This window comes from Butyricicoccus sp. AM32-19 (assembly GCF_003480365.1).
Taxonomy (GTDB): domain Bacteria; phylum Bacillota; class Clostridia; order Oscillospirales; family Butyricicoccaceae; genus Agathobaculum; species Agathobaculum butyriciproducens.
This window is the reverse complement of the sequence record NZ_QUIX01000016.1, coordinates 48,797-67,913: the sequence shown is the minus strand read 5'-3', so window position 1 is coordinate 67,913 and position 19,117 is coordinate 48,797. Positions and strand designations below refer to the sequence as shown.

Annotated in this window: 19 protein-coding genes and 1 pseudogene; 19 read left to right on the top strand and 1 reads right to left on the bottom strand. The window is 54.2% G+C overall.

The genetic code is table 11. The features are described from left to right. Positions 1-30 precede the first annotated feature (30 nt). The 19 genes and pseudogenes from DW806_RS12295 to DW806_RS12205 all read left to right on the top strand — a co-directional run. Positions 31-849: pseudogene (locus DW806_RS12295) on the top strand (VirD4-like conjugal transfer protein, CD1115 family); the annotation flags it as partial. Positions 850-983: 134 nt separating this feature from the next. After that, entirely contained in the window at positions 984-1,199 is a 216-nt protein-coding gene (locus DW806_RS12290) for a Maff2 family mobile element protein (protein ID WP_005934794.1), read from the top strand. Between the two features lie 94 nt (positions 1,200-1,293). Then, the gene (locus DW806_RS12285) at positions 1,294-1,509 is read left to right on the top strand and encodes a Maff2 family mobile element protein (RefSeq protein WP_005934794.1); all 216 of its coding nucleotides are present in this window, start codon (positions 1,294-1,296) and stop codon (positions 1,507-1,509) included. 39 nt (positions 1,510-1,548) lie between these two features. Continuing rightward, positions 1,549-2,418, top strand: coding sequence for a VirB6/TrbL-like conjugal transfer protein, CD1112 family (locus DW806_RS12280; protein ID WP_005934793.1), 870 nt, complete (start codon positions 1,549-1,551; stop codon positions 2,416-2,418). Further along, positions 2,408-3,022: an MT-A70 family methyltransferase gene (locus DW806_RS12275; protein WP_118730124.1), complete on the top strand. Its 615-nt coding sequence runs from the start codon at positions 2,408-2,410 to the stop codon at positions 3,020-3,022. The genes DW806_RS12280 and DW806_RS12275 overlap by 11 nt, the downstream gene beginning before the upstream one ends. Next, the gene (locus DW806_RS12270; RefSeq protein ID WP_005934790.1) at positions 2,991-3,371 is read left to right on the top strand and encodes a PrgI family protein; all 381 of its coding nucleotides are present in this window, start codon (positions 2,991-2,993) and stop codon (positions 3,369-3,371) included. Before DW806_RS12275 ends, DW806_RS12270 begins: the two co-directional genes overlap by 32 nt. Position 3,372: 1 nt before the next feature. Beyond that, positions 3,373-5,772 (top strand): VirB4-like conjugal transfer ATPase, CD1110 family, encoded by a 2,400-nt coding sequence (locus DW806_RS12265; RefSeq protein WP_118730126.1) that lies wholly within the window; start codon positions 3,373-3,375, stop codon positions 5,770-5,772. A gap of 15 nt (positions 5,773-5,787) precedes the next feature. After that, on the top strand, positions 5,788-6,381 hold the full coding sequence (locus tag DW806_RS12260) for a nitrogen fixation protein (RefSeq protein ID WP_118730123.1): 594 nt from the start codon (positions 5,788-5,790) through the stop codon (positions 6,379-6,381). 152 nt (positions 6,382-6,533) lie between these two features. Next, entirely contained in the window at positions 6,534-7,364 is an 831-nt protein-coding gene (locus DW806_RS12255) for a DNA-methyltransferase (protein WP_230427128.1), read from the top strand. Next, positions 7,364-9,568 (top strand): C40 family peptidase, encoded by a 2,205-nt coding sequence (locus DW806_RS12250; protein ID WP_118730121.1) that lies wholly within the window; start codon positions 7,364-7,366, stop codon positions 9,566-9,568. The genes DW806_RS12255 and DW806_RS12250 overlap by 1 nt, the downstream gene beginning before the upstream one ends. Positions 9,569-9,584: 16 nt before the next feature. Next, positions 9,585-9,821 (top strand): DUF4315 family protein, encoded by a 237-nt coding sequence (locus DW806_RS12245; protein ID WP_006573549.1) that lies wholly within the window; start codon positions 9,585-9,587, stop codon positions 9,819-9,821. After that, positions 9,814-10,593, top strand: a complete 780-nt coding sequence (locus tag DW806_RS12240) for a DUF4366 domain-containing protein (protein ID WP_118730120.1) — start codon at positions 9,814-9,816, stop codon at positions 10,591-10,593. Before DW806_RS12245 ends, DW806_RS12240 begins: the two co-directional genes overlap by 8 nt. Further along, a complete protein-coding gene (locus tag DW806_RS12235) occupies positions 10,590-12,659 on the top strand; it encodes a DNA topoisomerase 3 (protein WP_118730119.1) in 2,070 nt (689 codons plus the stop codon). The genes DW806_RS12240 and DW806_RS12235 overlap by 4 nt, the downstream gene beginning before the upstream one ends. Beyond that, positions 12,656-13,414, top strand: a complete 759-nt coding sequence (locus tag DW806_RS12230) for a phosphoadenosine phosphosulfate reductase (RefSeq protein WP_118730118.1) — start codon at positions 12,656-12,658, stop codon at positions 13,412-13,414. Before DW806_RS12235 ends, DW806_RS12230 begins: the two co-directional genes overlap by 4 nt. Before the next feature lie 16 nt (positions 13,415-13,430). Next, positions 13,431-15,320, top strand: a complete 1,890-nt coding sequence (locus DW806_RS12225) for a DUF3849 domain-containing protein (RefSeq protein WP_118730117.1) — start codon at positions 13,431-13,433, stop codon at positions 15,318-15,320. Positions 15,321-15,332: 12 nt separating this feature from the next. Continuing rightward, positions 15,333-16,526 (top strand): DNA mismatch repair protein MutS, encoded by a 1,194-nt coding sequence (locus DW806_RS12220; RefSeq protein ID WP_118730116.1) that lies wholly within the window; start codon positions 15,333-15,335, stop codon positions 16,524-16,526. A gap of 1 nt (position 16,527) precedes the next feature. Next, positions 16,528-16,743 carry a transposon-transfer assisting family protein gene (locus tag DW806_RS12215; RefSeq protein ID WP_118730115.1) on the top strand — a complete coding sequence of 72 codons (216 nt, stop codon included), beginning with the start codon at positions 16,528-16,530 and terminating at the stop codon, positions 16,741-16,743. A gap of 13 nt (positions 16,744-16,756) precedes the next feature. Continuing rightward, positions 16,757-18,529, top strand: coding sequence for an antirestriction protein ArdA (locus tag DW806_RS12210; RefSeq protein ID WP_228738146.1), 1,773 nt, complete (start codon positions 16,757-16,759; stop codon positions 18,527-18,529). Continuing rightward, positions 18,526-18,747: a hypothetical protein gene (locus tag DW806_RS12205; protein WP_118730113.1), complete on the top strand. Its 222-nt coding sequence runs from the start codon at positions 18,526-18,528 to the stop codon at positions 18,745-18,747. The genes DW806_RS12210 and DW806_RS12205 overlap by 4 nt, the downstream gene beginning before the upstream one ends. 143 nt (positions 18,748-18,890) lie before the next feature. Here DW806_RS12205 and DW806_RS12200 read toward each other — a convergent pair. After that, a partial coding sequence (locus DW806_RS12200; RefSeq protein WP_147358103.1) for a helix-turn-helix domain-containing protein occupies positions 18,891-19,117 on the bottom strand: 227 nt, incomplete at its 5' end.

Sequence of the window (19,117 nt, the reverse complement as noted above, 5' to 3'; positions counted from 1 at the left end):
ATTTGATGAAAAAGTCCTTGACTTTTCGTCTCTGGCAAGACTGCAAAGTCGATTTTAATTTCCTGCGGTGCAAGGCTTGCGCCCTTCGACATCGCAGAGCTGCGGGAGCTGATGAGCTACGATGAGATGGAGCTGGACACCATCGGAGACCGGAAGACGGCACTGTTTGTCATCATTTCCGATACCGATGACACCTTCAATTTCGTCGTGGCAATCATGTATTCCCAGCTCTTCAACCTTCTCTGCGACAAGGCAGATGACGTTTACAACGGACGGCTTCCCGTTCATGTACGCTGTCTGCTGGACGAGTTTGCAAACATCGGTCAAATCCCGAAGTTTGATAAGCTCATCGCAACCATCCGAAGCCGGGAAATCTCGGCGTCAATCATCTTGCAGTCCCAGTCTCAGCTCAAGACCATCTACAAGGATGCGGCGGACACCATCACGGGCAACTGTGACTGCACCCTTTTCCTCGGCGGAAAAGAAAAATCGACCCTCAAGGAAATCAGCGAGGTGCTGGGTAAGGAAACAATCGACCTTTACAACACCTCAGAAACCCGTTCCAACAACAACTCCTATGGCTTGAACTATCAGAAGACCGGCAAGGAACTGATGTCTCAGGATGAGATCGCCGTCATGGACGGAGCAAAGTGCATTTTGCAGCTGCGAGGCGTGAGACCTTTTCTCAGTAACAAATACGACATTACGAAGCATCCAAAGTACCGGCAGCTCTCCGACTATAACAAGCGGAATGCCTTTGACATCGAAAAATACCGGCAGCACAAGCTGGTAGTCAAGCCCGATGACACATTCGACCTCTATGATATGGGCGAGGTCGAAGCAGATTAAAGCCCCGTCGCTGCACTGCGCAGTGGGTAAAGCCTGATGGCTCATCCCAAAGCAGAACAGCGACGGGGCTTCTTTTTTTATGCCCATTTTCAAAAATACACACTCAACTTTCATCGATTCAAGGAGGAAAATCTATGGCTTTTATCAATCAGGCTGTCACGGTTCTTCAGACGCTCGTTATCGCCCTCGGCGCAGGTCTCGCAGTGTGGGGTGTTGTCAACCTCATGGAAGGCTACGGCAACGACAACCCCGGCGCTAAGTCTCAGGGCATCAAGCAGCTCATGGCTGGCGGTGGTGTGGTGCTGATCGGCACGACCCTCATCCCTCTGCTCTCCGGTCTGTTCGGTTAATCCGGCAGCCGCGCAGAAGTAACCATCGGGGCGGGTGCTGGAAAAGGCACTCGCCCTTCACAATTCACCAACGATTTAAGGAGGAAATTCAAGTATGGCATTTATCAATCAGGCAGTTACGGTTCTCCAGACGCTTGTTATCGCCCTCGGCGCAGGTCTTGCGGTGTGGGGTGTTGTCAACCTCATGGAAGGCTACGGCAACGACAACCCCGGCGCTAAGTCTCAGGGCATCAAGCAGCTCATGGCTGGCGGCGGTGTGGTGCTGATCGGCACGACCCTCATCCCCCTGCTCTCCGGTTTGTTCGGCTAATCCACGGCAAGCCCAGCTTAACCGAAGGGTGGTGAAATATTGGGCAGCATTTTAGAAAAGATCGAACAAGCTCTCAAGGATATGCTGATCGGATGGATCGAGAGCAACCTGACCAATATGTTCACCGATGTCAACGAGAAGGTAGGAACGATTGCCGCCGAAGTTGGGCAAACACCGTCCGGCTGGAACGGTGGCGTGTACCAGATGATCCGGGGACTATCCGAAAACGTGATAGTCCCCATCGCTGGTATCATCATCACCTTTGTTTTGTGCTACGAGCTGATTTCTATGATCACCGAGAAAAACAACCTTCACGACATGGACACATGGATGTTCTTCAAGTGGTTTTTCAAGGCGGCTGTGGCGATCTATCTCGTAACACACACGTTTGACATCGTGATGGCAGTATTCGACATCGGGCAGAACGTAGTTTCCGGTGCAGCAGGAGTAATCCACGGCAACACGAGCATTGACATTGACGCGACGATTGCGCAGATGCGTACCGGCATGGAGAACATGGGCGTCGGAGAACTGCTCGGACTGTCGATAGAAACGCTTCTGATCAGTCTGTGCCTCAAAATCATGGCGATCCTCATTACGGTTATCCTCTACGGGCGCATGATTGAGATTTACTGCACCGTGAGCATCGCGCCTATTCCCATCGCAACCATGAGCAACCGCGAATGGGGCAGCATCGGCACGAACTATCTAAAGGGTCTGTTTGCTCTGGCATTTCAGGGATTTCTCATCATGGTCTGCGTCGGCATCTATGCGGTGCTGATCAACGGCATGATTATTGCAGACAACATTCACTCGGCTCTGTTCTCTGTGGCGGCGTACACGGTCATTCTGTGTTTCTCGCTGTTCAAGACCGGAAGCCTCGCAAAATCCATTTTCCATGCGCACTAAGGAGGTCGGCAGCATGAAGAAGTACAGCATCATCTACGCCGATCCCCCTTGGGCGTATCGGACTTACTCCAAGAAGGGACAGGGACGGTCGGCAGAAAGCCACTACCCGACAATGTGCATTGAGGACATCAAGGCGCTTCCGGTCGGTGAGCTTGCCGCGAAGGACTGCGCCCTGTTCCTTTGGATCACGTTTCCGTGCCTCTGTGAAGCACTCGAAGTGCTGACGGCATGGGGCTTTTCCTATAAGACCGTGGCTTTTGTATGGGTGAAGCAAAACCGCAGGAACGACGATCTCTTCACCGGCATGGGCTACTGGACAAGGGCAAACGCCGAAATCTGCATCCTTGCTACGAAGGGACACCCGAAGCGTGTTGACGCCGGTGTGCGTCAGGTCATCCTCAGCCACATCGAAGAGCATTCCAAAAAGCCGGATGAGGCGCGGAAACGCATTGTTCGGCTCATGGGAGACCTTCCCCGTGTAGAGCTTTTTGCCCGTCAGTCTCCCGAAGGCTGGGACGTTTGGGGCAACGAGGTCGAATGCAGCATTACTCTTGGAAAGGAGGAAACAGTCAATGGCATTTGTTCCGGTCCCGAAGGATCTTAACCGCGTCAAAACGAAGGTCATGTTCAACCTGACCAAGCGGCAGCTCATTTGTTTTTCCATCGCTGCGGCGGTCGGCGTCCCGATCTTCTTTCTGGCGAAGGCGCATCTCGACTTGTCTACGGCGGCAATGCTGATGGTGGTGATCATGCTCCCGTTCATCTTCTTCGCGCTTTACGAGAAGGACGGACAGCCCGCCGAAAAGTATCTGTACCACATCGTACAGTCCATGTTTATCCGGGACAAGGTGCGTCCCTATCGTACAAACAATCTCTACGCTGAAATTCAGCAGAAAATCAAAGAACAGGAGGAATTGCAGCTTGAACAACAGCACAGCAAAGGCAAAGCCTAAGATGACGGTCAAAAACGGCGTCGTTTACGGCGATGCCCTTTCCGCTCAGGAGAAGAAGCGGATCGTCATGCAGAAGAAAAAGGACAGGAAGGCAAAGAAAGTCCGCAAGTCCGCCCAGCAGACCATTCCCTATGTGGAGATGTGCCGCGACGGTATCTGCAAGGTAAACAGCCGCCTCTACACGAAGTCCATCGCCTTTGAGGACATCAACTACCAGCTTGCGCAGAACGAGGACAAAACTGCCATCTTTGAGAACTGGTGCGACTTTCTGAACTACTTCGACAGCTCGATTTTCGTCCAGCTCTCCTTCATCAATCAGAAGGCAAGCCTCAATGAGTTCCGCAAACGCATCAACATTCCGGCACAGGAGGACGCCTTCAACGACATCCGCTCCGAGTATTCCGGTATGCTGCAAAGCCAGCTCACCAAGGGCAACAACGGATTGGTCAAGAGGAAGTACATCACCTTCGGCATTGAGGCGGACTCCCTCCGCACGGCAAAGCCGAAGCTCGAACGCATTGAAACAGATATTCTCAACAACTTCAAAACCCTCGGTGTGAGGACGGAACCGCTGTCCGGCTACGAACGACTGAAAGTGCTTCATGATGTGTTCAACATGGACACCAATGAGCCGTTCCGTTTTTCCTTTGACATGGTTGCTCGGACAGGACTCAGCACGAAGGACTTCATCGCGCCCACTTCCTTTGACTTCCGTGAAGGCAAGTGCTTCAAGATGGGCAGAACCATCGGCGCGGTGAGCTTCCTGCAAATCCTCGCGCCGGAACTCAATGACCGTATGCTTGCCGACTTCCTTGAGATGGACAGCAACATCACGGTCAATTTTCATATCCGGACGATTGACCAGGCAAAGGCAATCAAGAGCATCAAGATGAAGATCACCGACCTCGACAAAATGAAGATCGAGGAACAGAAAAAAGCAGTCCGCTCCGGCTACGATATGGACATCATCCCGTCCGATCTCGCCACCTTCGGCGGTGAGGCAAAGCGTCTGTTGCAGGATCTCCAGACCCGCAATGAGAGACTGTTCCTTGTGACTATCCTCATCATGAACACGGCAACCAATCGCCAGAAGCTCGAAAACGCGGTATTCCAGACCGCTGCCATTGCCCAAAAGTATAACTGTGCGCTCAAGCGTCTTGACTTCCAGCAGGAAGAGGGGCTGATGTCCTCTCTGCCTATCGGCGTCAATCAGGTGGAGATCGAACGCGGACTGACCACTTCCAGCACGGCGGTTTTCGTGCCGTTCACCACGCAGGAGCTTTTTCAGGGCGGCGAAGCTCTCTACTACGGGCTGAACGCGCTGTCCAACAACATGATCATGGTTGACCGCAAGCGGCTCAAAAACCCCAACGGACTGATCTTGGGTACGCCCGGTTCCGGTAAGTCCTTCTCCGCCAAGCGAGAAATGACCAATGCTTTCCTCATCACGGAGGATGACATCATCGTCTGCGACCCCGAAGCCGAGTATTTCCCCCTCGTGCAGAAGCTCGGCGGTCAGGTCATCCGTATCTCGCCGGTCAGCACGGATTACATCAATCCGCTGGACATCAACACGAACTACTCCGAAGAGGAAAACCCGCTGACGCTGAAATCCGACTTCATCCTCTCCATGTGTGAGCTGATTGTCGGCGGCAAGGACGGCTTGCAGCCGGTTGAGAAGACCATCATTGACCGCAGTGTCCGCATGGTCTATCAGGAGTTTCTTGCAGACCCCCAGCCGGAGAAAATGCCGATCCTCGAAGACCTCTACAACATTCTGAGAAATCAGAAGGAGCCGGAGGCACAGCGCATCGCAACCGCCCTTGAAATCTATGTTCACGGCTCGCTGAACGTCTTCAATCACAGAACGAATGTGGATGTCAACAACCGCTTCGTCTGCTATGACATCCGCGAACTCGGCAAGCAGCTCAAGAAGCTCGGTATGCTGATCGTGCAGGATCAGGTGTGGAACAGAGTCACCATCAACCGCGCCCAGCATAAGGCAACGCGCTACTACATGGACGAGTTCCATCTGCTCTTGAAGGAGGAACAGACCGCCGCATACAGCGTGGAAATCTGGAAGCGTTTCAGAAAGTGGGGCGGCATCCCGACCGGCATCACCCAGAACGTCAAGGATCTGCTTGCGTCCCGCGAGGTGGAGAACATCTTTGAAAACTCGGATTTTGTCTACCTTCTGAATCAGGCGTCCGGCGACCGGCAGATTCTCTCGAAGGCGCTGAACATCTCGCCCAGCCAGCAGAACTACATCACCAATTCCAATGCCGGTGAGGGGCTGATCTTCTACGGCTCGACCATCGTTCCCTTCAAGGACGATTTCCCGAAGGACACCCAGCTCTACCGCATCATGACCACCCGTTTGGAAGAAACCGTACAGAACTAAGGAGGATTTTTGAATATGAACAACAAGATGATTACCATTCCCTATGCGGACGCTATCGAATACGGAGAGAACACCTCCGCGCTGTTTAAGGCTCTGTGGGAGCTGACCGATCTGATCCGACTGGAAAGCGATCTCAAGAAGCATCATCGCGCCTACCTCCATGTGAGGGAGGACATCGACGAAAAGGTCAAGGAGGCGCGTCAGATTATGACCAAGGTAGCTGTGGATATGATCGGTTTCTACTTCAAGATTGATGTTCCCAAGTGCTGCAACAGCGACGAGAGTACCCCTTTCGCAGACGCGGCGGATGATGAAACCGTTACGATCCCCAAGGACAAGTATGAGCTGATGATCGACGATCTGCTCACCATGTCCGAAATCATTCAGTGCGTCGCAGATATGCGCACGCAGGATGTGAAGGCAATCCGTGAGTTCGGCAAGTTCATCCCCGCCTTCGCTGCCTTTGAGAAGAACCGCCTGAGCCTCTATCGTGAGGCGGCGAAGGAAGCCGAGGAAATCTTCGACCGTTGGGCGGACGAGATTGACGATCTCGACAAGGACTTCATGGAAGATGAGGACTACGAGCCGGACGAGTATTACTCCGACTGATATGCGCTCAAATCCGAAGAAAGGAGCTGGTTTTTATAGAGCTTGACATCATTCATACCGGCGATTGCCTTAAAATCCTGAAAACTCTGCCCGATGACAGCGTTCATTGCTGTGTGACGTCCCCTCCGTATTACGCGCTCCGCGATTACGGCATGGAGGCTCAGATCGGCAGAGAGACAACGCCGAAGGAATATATCTCGCGCCTGACGGAAGTGTTTACCGAAGTCAGGCGCGTTTTGCGTCCGGATGGAACGCTCTGGCTGAACATCTCGGACACCTACGCCGGAAAAGGCAATCAGGGTGATTTCGTTGATCCGAAGAACCCCAACGGCAGAAACGGTCAGGCTGTGGCTCTCAACAACAAGGTTGAGGGCTGCAAGCAGAAAGACATGATCGGCATTCCGTGGATGCTGGCTTTTGCCCTCCGCGATACCGGCTGGTATCTGCGCAACGACATCATCTGGATGAAGGATAACCCCATGCCGGAGAGCGTGAAAGACCGCCTATCCCGCTGCTATGAGCATATTTTCCTGTTCTCAAAGTCCAAGAAGTATTTCTTTGACTACAAGGCAATCTCCGAACCGATTGCTCCCGCGACGGCAGAACGTCTCAAGCGCGGCATGAAGGGCGGCAACAAATACGGCAAACCCGTTCCCGGTCAGCCTCAGCCGCAGTCCATCAACCGCCCCCGTGAGCATGGCGAGATCAAGGACGCAGACATCAATCCACTCCGCAACAAACGCGATGTCTGGAAGATCAACACCGTTCCCTTCAAGGGCGGTCACTATGCCGCCTACCCTCCAAAGCTGGTTGAAACCTGTCTTCTCGCCGGTTGTCCAGAAGGCGGTATTGTGCTTGACCCGTTCATGGGAAGCGGCACAACCGGCATGGTTGCCTCACAGATGGGGCGGCATTTTGTAGGCGTAGAGCTGAACCCTGAATACACCGAGCTTGCCTACAAGCGGATCGGAGGTGAAATCTGATGTCCAAGGAACCGGAACTCAAAGCCCGCGACAAGGTTGTTCTGCGGATGAAGCGGGAGGGCGCGGTTGAGGAAAACCTGACGGCTGGCACCGAGCAGCGTGTGTCAAAGCGGCTGGAAGATGCGGAGCTGGTGAAGCCCGCTGAGACAGCAGAACCTTCCGAAGCTCTTTCTGCGGAGGAACAGAAAAAGGTGCAGATGCGCCGTCAGCAGCGTCAGTTTCAGGCGGAACACGCCGAGAATAACGACACGCAGCCGCCCTCGGAAACGTCCGTCACAGAAGAGAAAAGGGCAGAAAATCCACCCCAGATTGTACCTGAACCGCTGCCCTCGGAAACGCCGTTCAAGCCTCCAACTTTAGAGCAGCACGGCGTTTCTTCTCATACCGGCACGGTGATTGCCGAAACGGTTGTCACACACAAGCTGCGCAAGACCTCTGCGGTTGAAGCAGTGGATGCGGATGCTATTCTCACTCAAGCGGCGGAAACCGCCTCTGCAAAGCCGGTCTCGGACGATGCCGCCCCGCCCACGAAGCGGATGCAGAAGCTCGAAAGGAAGTCCGAGAAGGCGCATGAGCGTCTGGATGCCGCCCGTGAGAAGCTGCCCACGCACAAGGTTCTCAAGAAAGAGCGTGTCTTCGATGAAGAGACCGGCAAGGGCAAAACCCGCCTTCATTTTGAGGATGAGCTGAAAAAGCCCAAGGGCAAAGGCAAGCTGCAATTTGAAGCAGATAAAACCGTCCGCAAGGTCGGTGACACCCTCGCTTCCGGCATTCACGGCAAAATCCATGAGGTCGAGCAGGAAAACTCGGCGGTTGAGGCGGCGCATAAAACAGAGATTGCCGCTGAGACCGCTGCGAGGCATTTCCGTCATCATCGGGAAAGCAGCGTCAACAAGCCTTATGAGAAGGTCTCCAAGCTGGAACACAAGGCGGATGCTGCCGATGCGAAGCTCCAATATGAGAGAAATCAGCAGGAGCATCCTGAGATGAAGAAGCAGAACTTGAACAAGCACTACCAGAAGCAGAACATCAAGAAGGAATATGCCGCCGCTCGAAATGCCGGTTCTCAGACTGCCGGGACTGCCACAAAGAATACCGGCAAGAAGCTCGGTGAAAAGGTGTCCGACAAGATCAAGGAGTTTTTTGAGAAAAACAAGAAGGTCTTCATCTGGATCGGCGTCGGAATTGCCCTTCTCGTTTTGCTCGGTGCCGGAATCAGCTCGTGTTCGATGCTTACTTCTACCGGTTCGTCGGTTATCGCTTCCTCCTATCTCAGCGAGGATGATGCGATGCTGGGCGCAGAAGCGCAGTATTGCCAAATGGAGCAGGAGCTGCAACGCTATCTCGACACCTACGAAAGCACCCACAACTACGATGAATACCACTTCGATCTGGACGATATTGAGCATGACCCGTATGTGCTGATCTCCATTCTCTCGGCTCTCCATGAGGGCGAGTTCACGCTGGATGAGGTGCAGGGTACGCTCCAAATGCTGTTTGAAAAGCAGTACATTCTCACCGAAGAGGTTATCGTCGAAACCAGATACCGCACGGAGACCGACACATGGACGGATGCAGACGGCAATACGCACACGGAAACCTATCGTGTCCCGTATGACTACTACATCTGCAACGTGAAGCTCGAAAACTTCAACCTCTCCCATGTCCCGGTCTACATCATGGGGCAGGAACAGCTCTCCATGTATGCGACGTATATGTCTGTGCTGGGCAACCGTGAGGATCTATTCGGTGACTCTCCCTATGTGGACAAGTACATCACCAATCCTCCCGCCGACTACGATGTCAACCCGGAATACCTGAACGATGAGAAGTTTGCAGCGCTGATTACCGAGGCGGAAAAGTATCTCGGCTATCCGTATGTGTGGGGCGGCTCCAATCCCGACACGTCCTTTGACTGCTCCGGCTTCGTCAGCTATGTTCTCACGAACAGCGGACTTGTGAACACCGGACGGCTGGGCGCACAGGGGCTTTACAACGTCTGTACGCCGGTTTCAAAGGCGAATGCACAGCCCGGTGATCTCATCTTCTTTGTCGGGACGTATGACACCCCCGGCGTGTCTCACGTCGGCATCTACGTTGGTGATGGGGTCATGATCCACTGCGGCGATCCCATTCAGTACACATCCATCAACTCTTCCTACTGGCAGCAGCATTTCTACGCCTTCGGAAGACCCGCCTATTAAAAGAAAGGAGTTTTGCATGAATCCCAAGTATCAGAAAGTCCTCTCCGACATTGAGAAGGCTGAAAAGAAGAAGTCCGAAATCGAAGGACAGCTCAAGGAGCTGTACGACAAGAAGACGGAGCTGGAAAACCTTGAAATCATCAACACCGTGCGCTCTATGGTGATGGACAAGGATCAGATCATGGCGTTCCTGTCTTCCATGAAGGGCGGCACCAAGCCCGCTGAAAATACGGAGGTAATCGACAATGCGTAAGAAGTTTCGTTTTCTGACCGTCCTTGCGGTCTGCGTCATGGTTCTGTCCTGCTTCTCTGTCACGGCGTTTGCCTACGCCGATGATACCGAGCAGAACCTTCCCGTTACGGAGGCAACTCAGCCCGAACAGCAGCCCGCAGTCACTCCCACGCCGGAAAAGCCGAAGGGTGAGCCGATTGACGATGAGGGCAACGCCTACACCCGCGACTTGCTCTATGACAGGGCAACCAACAAGCAGTTCATCACTGTCCAGACGAAAAGCGGCAACACCTTCTTCATTGTCATCGACTACGATGCGCCCATCAACGAGGATGAGGAACAGTATCAGACGTACTTCCTCAACATGGTCGATGAGAGCGACCTGCTTGCGCTGCTGGATGATGATACTGCGGCGGCTCTGACTACCTGTAACTGCAAGGAAAAATGCGCTGCCGGTCAGGTCAACACCGACTGCCCGGTCTGCAAGACCAACATGAGCGAATGCACCGGCACAGCCCCCGCTACACCTGAGCCGGATAAGGATGCAGAAACCGATGCTCCCGCCCCTAAACCCGAAAAGAAGTCCAACGTCGGCATGATCCTCGTCATCTTTGCCCTTGCCGGTGCTGCGGGTGCAGCTTATTACTACATCAAGTTCGTCAAGGGCAGAAAGCCCAAGGATGAGGATATGGACTTCTTTGATGATGAAGGCTACGAGGAAGAGCCGTACATCAACGAGGATGATGAGCCGCAGATTGCGGAGGATGCCGAAACGGAAGGTGATGAAGATTGATCTTAGTCATTGCTGAAAAACCCAGCGTCGCCCAGTCCATCGCAAAGGTGTTGGGCGCGACGTCCCGCAAGGACGGCTACATGGAAGGCGGCAACTACATCGTTTCGTGGTGCTTCGGTCATTTGGTGGAGCTGGCAGACGCCAGCTCCTACGATGAGCGGTATGCCAAGTGGCGGTATGACGATCTGCCCATTGTTCCGGAAAACTGGATGTTCGAGGTCACAAAGGACAAAGCACAGCAGTTCAAGGTGCTGTCCGCTCTTATGAAGGACAAGCGCGTCACCGAGCTGGTCTGCGCAACCGATGCAGGACGCGAGGGTGAGTTGATCTTCCGGCTGGTCTACAACAAAGCCGGATGCACCAAGCCCTTCAAGCGTCTGTGGATCAGCTCGTTGGAGGACTCCGCCATCCGCGAAGGCTTCAACCATCTCCGGGACGGCAAGGAATATGACCGTCTCTATGAAGCGGCACTCAGCCGCTCGAAGGCAGACTGGATTGTCGGCATCAACGGCACCCGCCTTTTCACCACGCTCTATCATAAGAAGCTGGTGGTCGGGCGCGTCCAGACGCCGACCCTTGCAATGCTGGTGGAGCGTGACGGGAAAATCTCAACCTTCCAGAAGGAGAAGTATTTCAACGTCCACGTCGGCAAGGGCGATCTGACCGCCGATCTGGAAAAGGTCAAAACCGAAGAGGAAGCAAAAAGAATTGCGGCGGCTTGCGAGAAAAAGCAAGCCGTCGTTTCTTCTCTCAAGCGGGAGACGAAAACCGTCAATCCTCCGAAGCTCTATGATCTGACTACCTTGCAGCGCGAGGCTAACCGCTACTACGGCTTCACCGCCCAGCAGACGCTCGATCTCGTACAAACACTCTACGAAAAGAAGCTCCTGACCTATCCGCGCACGGACAGCCAGTTTATTACGGATGATATGGAGGACACCGCCCGTCAGGTCATTTCTATTGTCTGCCGCAAGCTTCCGCTTTTCTCCGGCGTTTCGGTTACTCCGGACATTGCCCGCGTAACCGACAACAGCAAGGTCACAGATCACCACGCTATTCTCCCGACCGTCCAGCTTGAAAAGCAGGATGTTTCGGCTCTCCCTCAGTCGGAGCAGAAAATCCTCAATCTTGTTGGGATGCGCCTTCTGTGTGCGACCGGCGAGAAGCACACCTACGCAGAGACGCAGATCTCGCTCTCCTGCGAGGGCTATGCGTTCAAAGCCAAGGGCAAGACCGTCGCTCAAAACGGATGGAAAGCCATTGAAGAGCTGTTCAAGGCTTCCGTCAAGACGAAGGAAAAGGACGATCCCATGAAGTCCCTGCCCGAAGTCCATGAGAGCGATGTTCTGGATAATGTGTCCGCCAGCGTCACCGAACACTTCACAACGCCTCCGAAGCAGTACACGGAAGACACGCTCCTGTCTGCAATGGAGACTGCCGGAAACGATCAGTTTGACGATGACACCGAGAAGAAAGGTCTTGGAACACCCGCGACCCGCGCCGGTATCATTGAAAAGCTGGTGAAGTCCGGCTTTGCAGAGCGCAAGGGTAAGTCTCTCATTCCCACGAAGGACGGCTGCAACCTTGTCTGCGTCCTGCCGGAACAGATCACGTCTCCCGCAATGACGGCGGAATGGGAAAACACGCTTATGGAGATTGAGCGCGGCAATGCGGATGCAGACGCTTTCCTCAGCGGCATTGTCCGGATGACCGGTGATCTCGTGAAAGCCTATCCGTTTCTCTCCGATGCCGAAGCCCAGCGTTTCGGCACTGGCAAGGAGGAAATCGGCAAGTGTCCCCGCTGCGGCTCTCCGGTCTATGTCGGCAAGGGCAATTTCTACTGCTCGAACAAGGAATGCTCCTTCTGCCTGTGGGAAGACAATAAGTTCTTTTCCAGCAAGAAAAAGAAGCTGACCAAGAAGATTGCAAAGGAGATGCTGGACAAGGGCTGGTGCCGAGTGACCGGGCTTTACACGCCGAAGAAGCCTCAGCTCTATGATGCGGTGATCCGGCTGGATGACAGCGGCGGCAAATACGTCAGCTTCAAGATGGAGTTTGATCGATGACCCGCCCAAAGTATGTTGCTTCATGCAGCGGAGGCAAAGACAGCGTAGCGACGCTCCTGCTGGCTGCACAGCACAATGAACCGCTGGATGAAGCCGTGTTCAGTGAGGTCATGTTCGACAAAGATACAAGCGGTGAAGTCCCGGAACACCGGGACTTCATCTATGACCGGCTCAAGCCCTTCTGTGAAAAGGAGCTGGGCATCAAGTTCACCATTCTCCATGCAGGCAAGACCTACGATGACGTATTCCATCACGTCATCACCCGCGGACCGCATAAGGGCGAGGTTCGCGGCTTCGCATGGGCTGGTATGTGCGCAGTCAATCGGGACTGCAAAATCCCGCCCGTCCGCAAGTACAACGCCACGCTCTCGCCGGACACTGTGAGCTATGTCGGCATTGCGGAGGATGAGCCAAAACGCCTTGCTCGTCTGGATGGAATAACGAAGGTCAGTCTGCTTGCCAAATACGGTATGACCGAGGCGGACGCCTACAAGCTCTGTCAGGAACACGGCCTGCTTTCCCCAATCTACGCTCACTGCCGAAGAAACGGCTGCTGGTTCTGTCCCAACGCCAGTGACTCGGAGCTGTTGCACATGGTCACAAAGCACCCGGATATGTTTGACCGGCTGATTGAATGGGAGAACGAGGATAACATCTTCCATCGTCGGATGACGCGCAGAGAAACCCCGTCTGAGGTAAAGGCTCGTTTACTGAGCAAATCCCAGACGGGGTTTTCTTCGCCCAAAAGCAAATAAGAAATGGAGGTTTGAGATGGCTGAAAACAAAAATGCACAGCAAGTCCGCGAAATCACGGACAAGCTGGAACAGGGCATCAAGGAGCTTTTTGAATCCGAGCGGTTCAAGGAATATCTCCGCACGATGTCCAAGTTCTACAACTATTCCTTCAACAACACGCTGCTCATTGCGATGCAGAAGCCAGAGGCAACCTATGTTGCTGGTTATACCTCGTGGCAGCGCAACTTTGACCGTCAGGTCATGAAAGGCGAAAAGGGCATCAAGATTCTTGCACCCGCGCCGTACAAGGCGCAGGAAGAGCGTGAGAAGATTGACCCCGCGACGCAGAAGCCGGTGATCGGCGCAGATGGGAAGGCGGTCACAGAAACAGTTGAGGTTCTGCGTCCTGCCTTCAAGGTGGTGAGTGTCTTTGATGTTTCCCAGACGGACGGCAAGGAGCTTCCGGACATCATCGTCGATGAGCTGAAAGGCACCGTCGAAAACTACGAGGCGTTCTTCGATGCGCTCAAGCAGGAATCTCCCGTCCCTATTTCCTTTGAGGACATTCCGGGCGGTGCAAAGGGATTCTTCTCTCCGGTTGAAAGCCGCATTGCCATTCAGGAGGGCATGAGCGAAATCCAGACGGTCAAGACCGCCATTCACGAGATCGCCCACGCAAAGCTCCACGCCGTCAAGCCGGATGAGAAAGCCGCGCCAGAAGATAAGAAGGATCGGCACACCAAGGAGGTTGAAGCGGAAAGCGTTGCCTACACCGTCTGCCAGCGTTACGGCATCGAAACCTCAGACTATTCCTTCGGCTATATCGCCGGTTGGTCATCCGGCAAGGAAACCAAGGAACTGAAAAGCTCTCTGGACACCATCCGCAAGACGGCGGCTGAGATGATTGAGGGCATTGACGGCAAGCTCAAGGTGCTGCTGGCAGAAAAAGCGCAGTCCGCAGAGAAGGAAGCCGAGGCTCCTGCAAAGGAAGCCATTCTGGAAGAAAAGCCGGAAGTCCCCATTTACCGCGAGACGGCGAATTATGCTTATGAAGCCGGTGAGCTGGAGTCATATCGTGCTTCTCTCGCTGCAAACGTGGAATGCCGCCGTGCGATTGAGGCGGCAATCAGTTCTAACTACGGAGACAACCGGCTGGATGCGGATGCTGCCGTGAAAAGCGTCCTTGAGCAGTTCTCTCCGGAGCGTGTCCGATATGTCCTTGCAAACACCATTCAGCAGAAAGACTTTGATGGGCGTATTCCGCAGCCCCTCAAGGAATGGGCGAAGACCGTTGATGTCTGCCCGGAGAATGCCTCCCGCTTCCTTGTGGATAAACCCAATCCCGGACTGACGGCACTTTTCGTGGATGCGTTCCGTCAGCAGACAGAACCCCAGAAGGAAGTCATGCCTGAAAAAACAGAGGAAAGAGACCCGGAGGTTGTTGCATGGGAGAATGATGAGATTACCTCTATTGAGGTAAAAACCGTGGAGGTCAAGCCTCCCTTTGCGCCCTTGCCGGAGGAAGCGGCAAAAGCACCGAAAGCGCACCGCCTGACTGCCGAAGAGAAGGAGATCAAAGCCGCCGTCATGGACACGCTCAAGGGGCAGATTGCCTATAACAACGACGGTATGCGGGCGTCCTATCGCGCCTCTAACCATTCCTTCAATCTGCTGGCACGGAACGGCATCAGGATCGAGGGCAACACGGTCACGCAGAACGGTGAGCCGCTGTTCAAAATCCATCGCCGTCATGCGGCGCGAAAAACACAGGGCTGCTACCGTGAGCTGATGCCGACGCTGGAATACGTCAGGCAGGAGCAGAAGCAGGAAAAGCCCTCCATCCGCGATCAGCTCAGGACTGCCGCAAAACAGCAGCCGGAGAAGAAGTCTCCGGTCAAATCCAAAACGCACGACATGGAGTTGTGAGAAAGGAGACGCATGAAGAAATACACAGACGTTGACATCGTTGCGGAGCTGCAGAAGCTCGTGGACAGTCATGTAGACAGCTACAAGGAAGACTTCGACATCGACAAGCGCATCATCCGCCGCGCTGCCGAAAGTCAGAATCCCGAAGACAAGACGCTGATGTGGTTCTGCCGTCCGCATGGAACGCACTGCCTCAACGAAAATCAGGTCTTTATTCAGGGAACGCGAGATCACAATACCTTCCGTTTCTATGCGGAACAGACCTACGACGAGTGCATTGCCCGCGTCATCGTCCCAAAAGCCGTCAAGCGCGGCAAGGTGTTCGGGGATGTCTTTGAGATCAACTACCGGGAACAGGCGGCAAATGTGGCGCAGAACTCGGTTGCGCCGGATCATGACCGGCTGACCTTCGCAGACGGCTTTGTGCTGGACGCCCCCTGCCGCAGCAGCTTCGATGCAGCAATGGCTCTGGTCGGTGAGCATGGAGGCGTCAAAACCCACCAGACGCTCCCGAAGGACGCGGATGCTCTGGCGGAAGTGCTGTCCAAGCAGAAAAGCCGCCGTGACAGACTGCCGGATGCAGAAAGGACAGAGGCGCTTTCGCCTCTGCCCGTTGCAGAACTCCGTAAGTACGAGGCAGTCAAAAAGGCGCATCCCGACGCGCTGGTCTGCTTTGCTCAGAACGGCTATTTTGAGCTGTACGGCAAGGACGCAGAGAAAGCCGCGCCGCTTCTCGGCACAAAACTCCTTGAAAAGAAGGTGCGCGGCAAGCCTTCTGTGCCGGTTACTGGTTTCCGTGAAAGCGCATGGGTAGCTGGTTCTCATAAGCTCTGGAAGTCCGGCATGGATGTCTTTCTCAGCAAGGACGGCGAGACCTTCAAGGAACTCAAAGCCGCAGATTACATTCCTGTCGGCGCAACGCTGAATGTGGATGGGATCAAGTGCAGAATCGACGCGGTTGATTTTGCCGCTGATGAAGTCCGGCTGACCAACATCGAGGACAAGAACCGCCCCATCCGCTTTTCTGAGAGCATCCAGTATGTCCGCGCCTATGTGGAGGATGCCGGAACTGCCATCTACGACACCATCCCGAAGAAGCCCGCTGCCCGTGAATCCATCCGTGACAAACTGAAATCCGCACAGAAGGCACAGCCGCCTCACACACCGAAGCCGCAGAAATTGAAAGGAAAGGATATGGAACTCTGATATGAAAAACTTTACCGTGGAAGAAATCAACCTGATGTGTTGCTTCAACACATCCAGCCGGAAGCGGCTGATCGACGATATGAAGAGCGTCACCCTGAACGACATGGACGGTGAGATTGCGGAGCTGATGTATAAGACCGTCCGGAAGCTCGAAGTCATGACCGACGCGGAGTTTGAGGAACTGTATATCATGCCGGACGGCATGGTGGATGACTGAAAGGAGGATGCCTATGCCCGTATTAGACGGTGATTTTGAAGCCTTCGTCACGAACCTTGGCAAGTACAACGAGGGTATGCTGATCGGTGAGTGGGTGAAGTTGCCCACCACCGAGGAAGAGATGCAGAAGGTCTTTGAGCGTATCGGGATCGGCAAGCAGGATGAGTTCGGTCAGCCCTACGAAGAGTGGTTTATCACCGACTACGAATGCCCGATCTATGGCGTTCAGAAGATGCTTGGCGAGTACGAGAGCCTTGATAAGCTCAACTACCTTGCCGCTTTGATTGACGAGCTTTCCCTGAGCGATCAGGAAAAGCTCGTTGCCATTATGGAGGCTGGCTGCGATGAGGTCAGCGACATCGACGATCTCATCAACCTGACGTTCAATCTGGACTGCTACGACATCATGCCCGGTATCAACGACGAATATGACCTCGGCTATTACTATGCCAACGAAGCCGGTATCTACTCCGAAAAGGATCTCGGTCCTCTGGCAGACTACATCGACTATGAACGCTATGGTCACGACATCGCTTATGATGAACAGGGACGCTTCACCGATGAAGGCTATGTCCGCGTCGCAAGCGAACGCTGGGACAGGCAGTTTAACGGTGAGCTGGACGATATTCCCGACGAATACCGGATCACCGGCTCAGGGGAAGACGCCGAGCGTGACAGCACCATCGCCGTTCTCGTCGTTGAGCCGGGAAAGGAGCCTTATGTGAAGGAGATTGACTCGGATCTCAAGTCCTTGCAGCATGAGGTCGGCGGCTGCATCGAGGCAATTTATCCCTACGAAGACCCGGTTGCCTTAGTCTGCAACGAGGAAGGCAAGCTGGAAGGTCTGCCCCTGAACCGCGCTCTGCGTGATGAGGACGGTGACATCTACGATGTTGTTGCCGGAACATTCATGGTGGTCGGCTTGACGGATGACAGCTTCGACTCTCTGACCGTAGAGCAGATGCAGAAGTTCGCTGACCACTTCAAAGTGCCGGAGCAGTTTGTCAAGCTGGGCGATAAGATTGTGGCGATCCCCATGATCTCGAAGGAGCAGCAGAAGCAGGAAAGCATCGAGCAGAAGGACTTCGAGATGAACGCCGACACCTCCGGGCTGACGGTTGCCGGTCACATCGGGACGTGGCACACCATTGACCAGCACGAAGTCGGCGGTCACAGCTTTTATCTGATGGAGCATGACACCTACGGCGATGAGGCGGCTTGCATCATCGTCGATGAGCGCGGCAAGCTCGTCCTTGATGATGTCTACAACGGCTTTGACGATGACACGCTCCGCCTTCTCGACCTTGAGGTCAAGGAAGTGCCGGAAATGCCCGATCCCGCGCTCTCCGTTCAGGATATGAAGGACTACGGCTACGCATGGGCTGGTGTTCTTCCCGCCGGTCAGGAGGCGGCTGAGAAGGCTTTGGAGAAGGGTTGCGAGGTTTACCGTCTCTATTCCGATAACACCGAGGGCTTGTGCGTAGATGCCAAAGAGATTGCCGATCATGCGTCAAAGGGCGGAATGCTCGGTATCAGCAAGGAAAGCTGGATGGCAGCTCTTGAGAAGGAAAACTACCTCAAGGCGGCGGAGATGTCGATGGAGGATGACTACGGCATGATTGATGGGATCATCAACAACGGTCCGAAGGAGGACAAGACCGCAGAGGTCAAAGCCCCCGAAAGGGGCGAAAAGTCCTCCATCATGGACAGACTCAAGTCTGCAAAGGCTGAAAAGCAGAAGGAATGCTGCCCTCCCAAAAAGCACAAAGGAGAGATTGAGCTGTGAGCAGAAGTCAGAAATGGCGGCAGGAGTGGTCATTCTTCATCGGGGACAGCGGACGCCGGAAGTATAACCGCTTCTGCGTCCGCTGCGTCCATAGCTGCAAGCAGAGTTTCCGCGCGGATCTCATCGCCTGTCCGCACTTCTCCCGCAAGGCATCGCAGTGTAGACAGTTAGGGGGCGAAAAAGCCTGTGATTGCAAGCCCCAGAGCGGCGCAAATTGACCAACCTAAGTGATTGTATTCCCTGCGCAATTTCTTCTTTAGCGCAGAAATAAGTGTCGATTTCGGCACTTGTTTGAATGCCCGGAAAACGAACCAAAAGCCTCTGTCGATGCCCGTTTTGGGTGTCGGCAGAGGCTCTTTTTTTACGACATATTCAAAATAGCGGACAGCAGCTCTTGAACCTGTTGCCGGTATTCCGGCTTAATATCCGAAATACGTCTGGCAAGCGCAAGGGCTTCCGCTTCTGGCGCGTCAGTCCCAAAAATAATTCGGTCTGCGCTGACGCCGAGCAAACGGCAAAGACGCTGCAAGGCTTCGAGAGAGATACCGGAAGCACCACGCTCAATAGCACTCAGGTGATTCGGCGTCA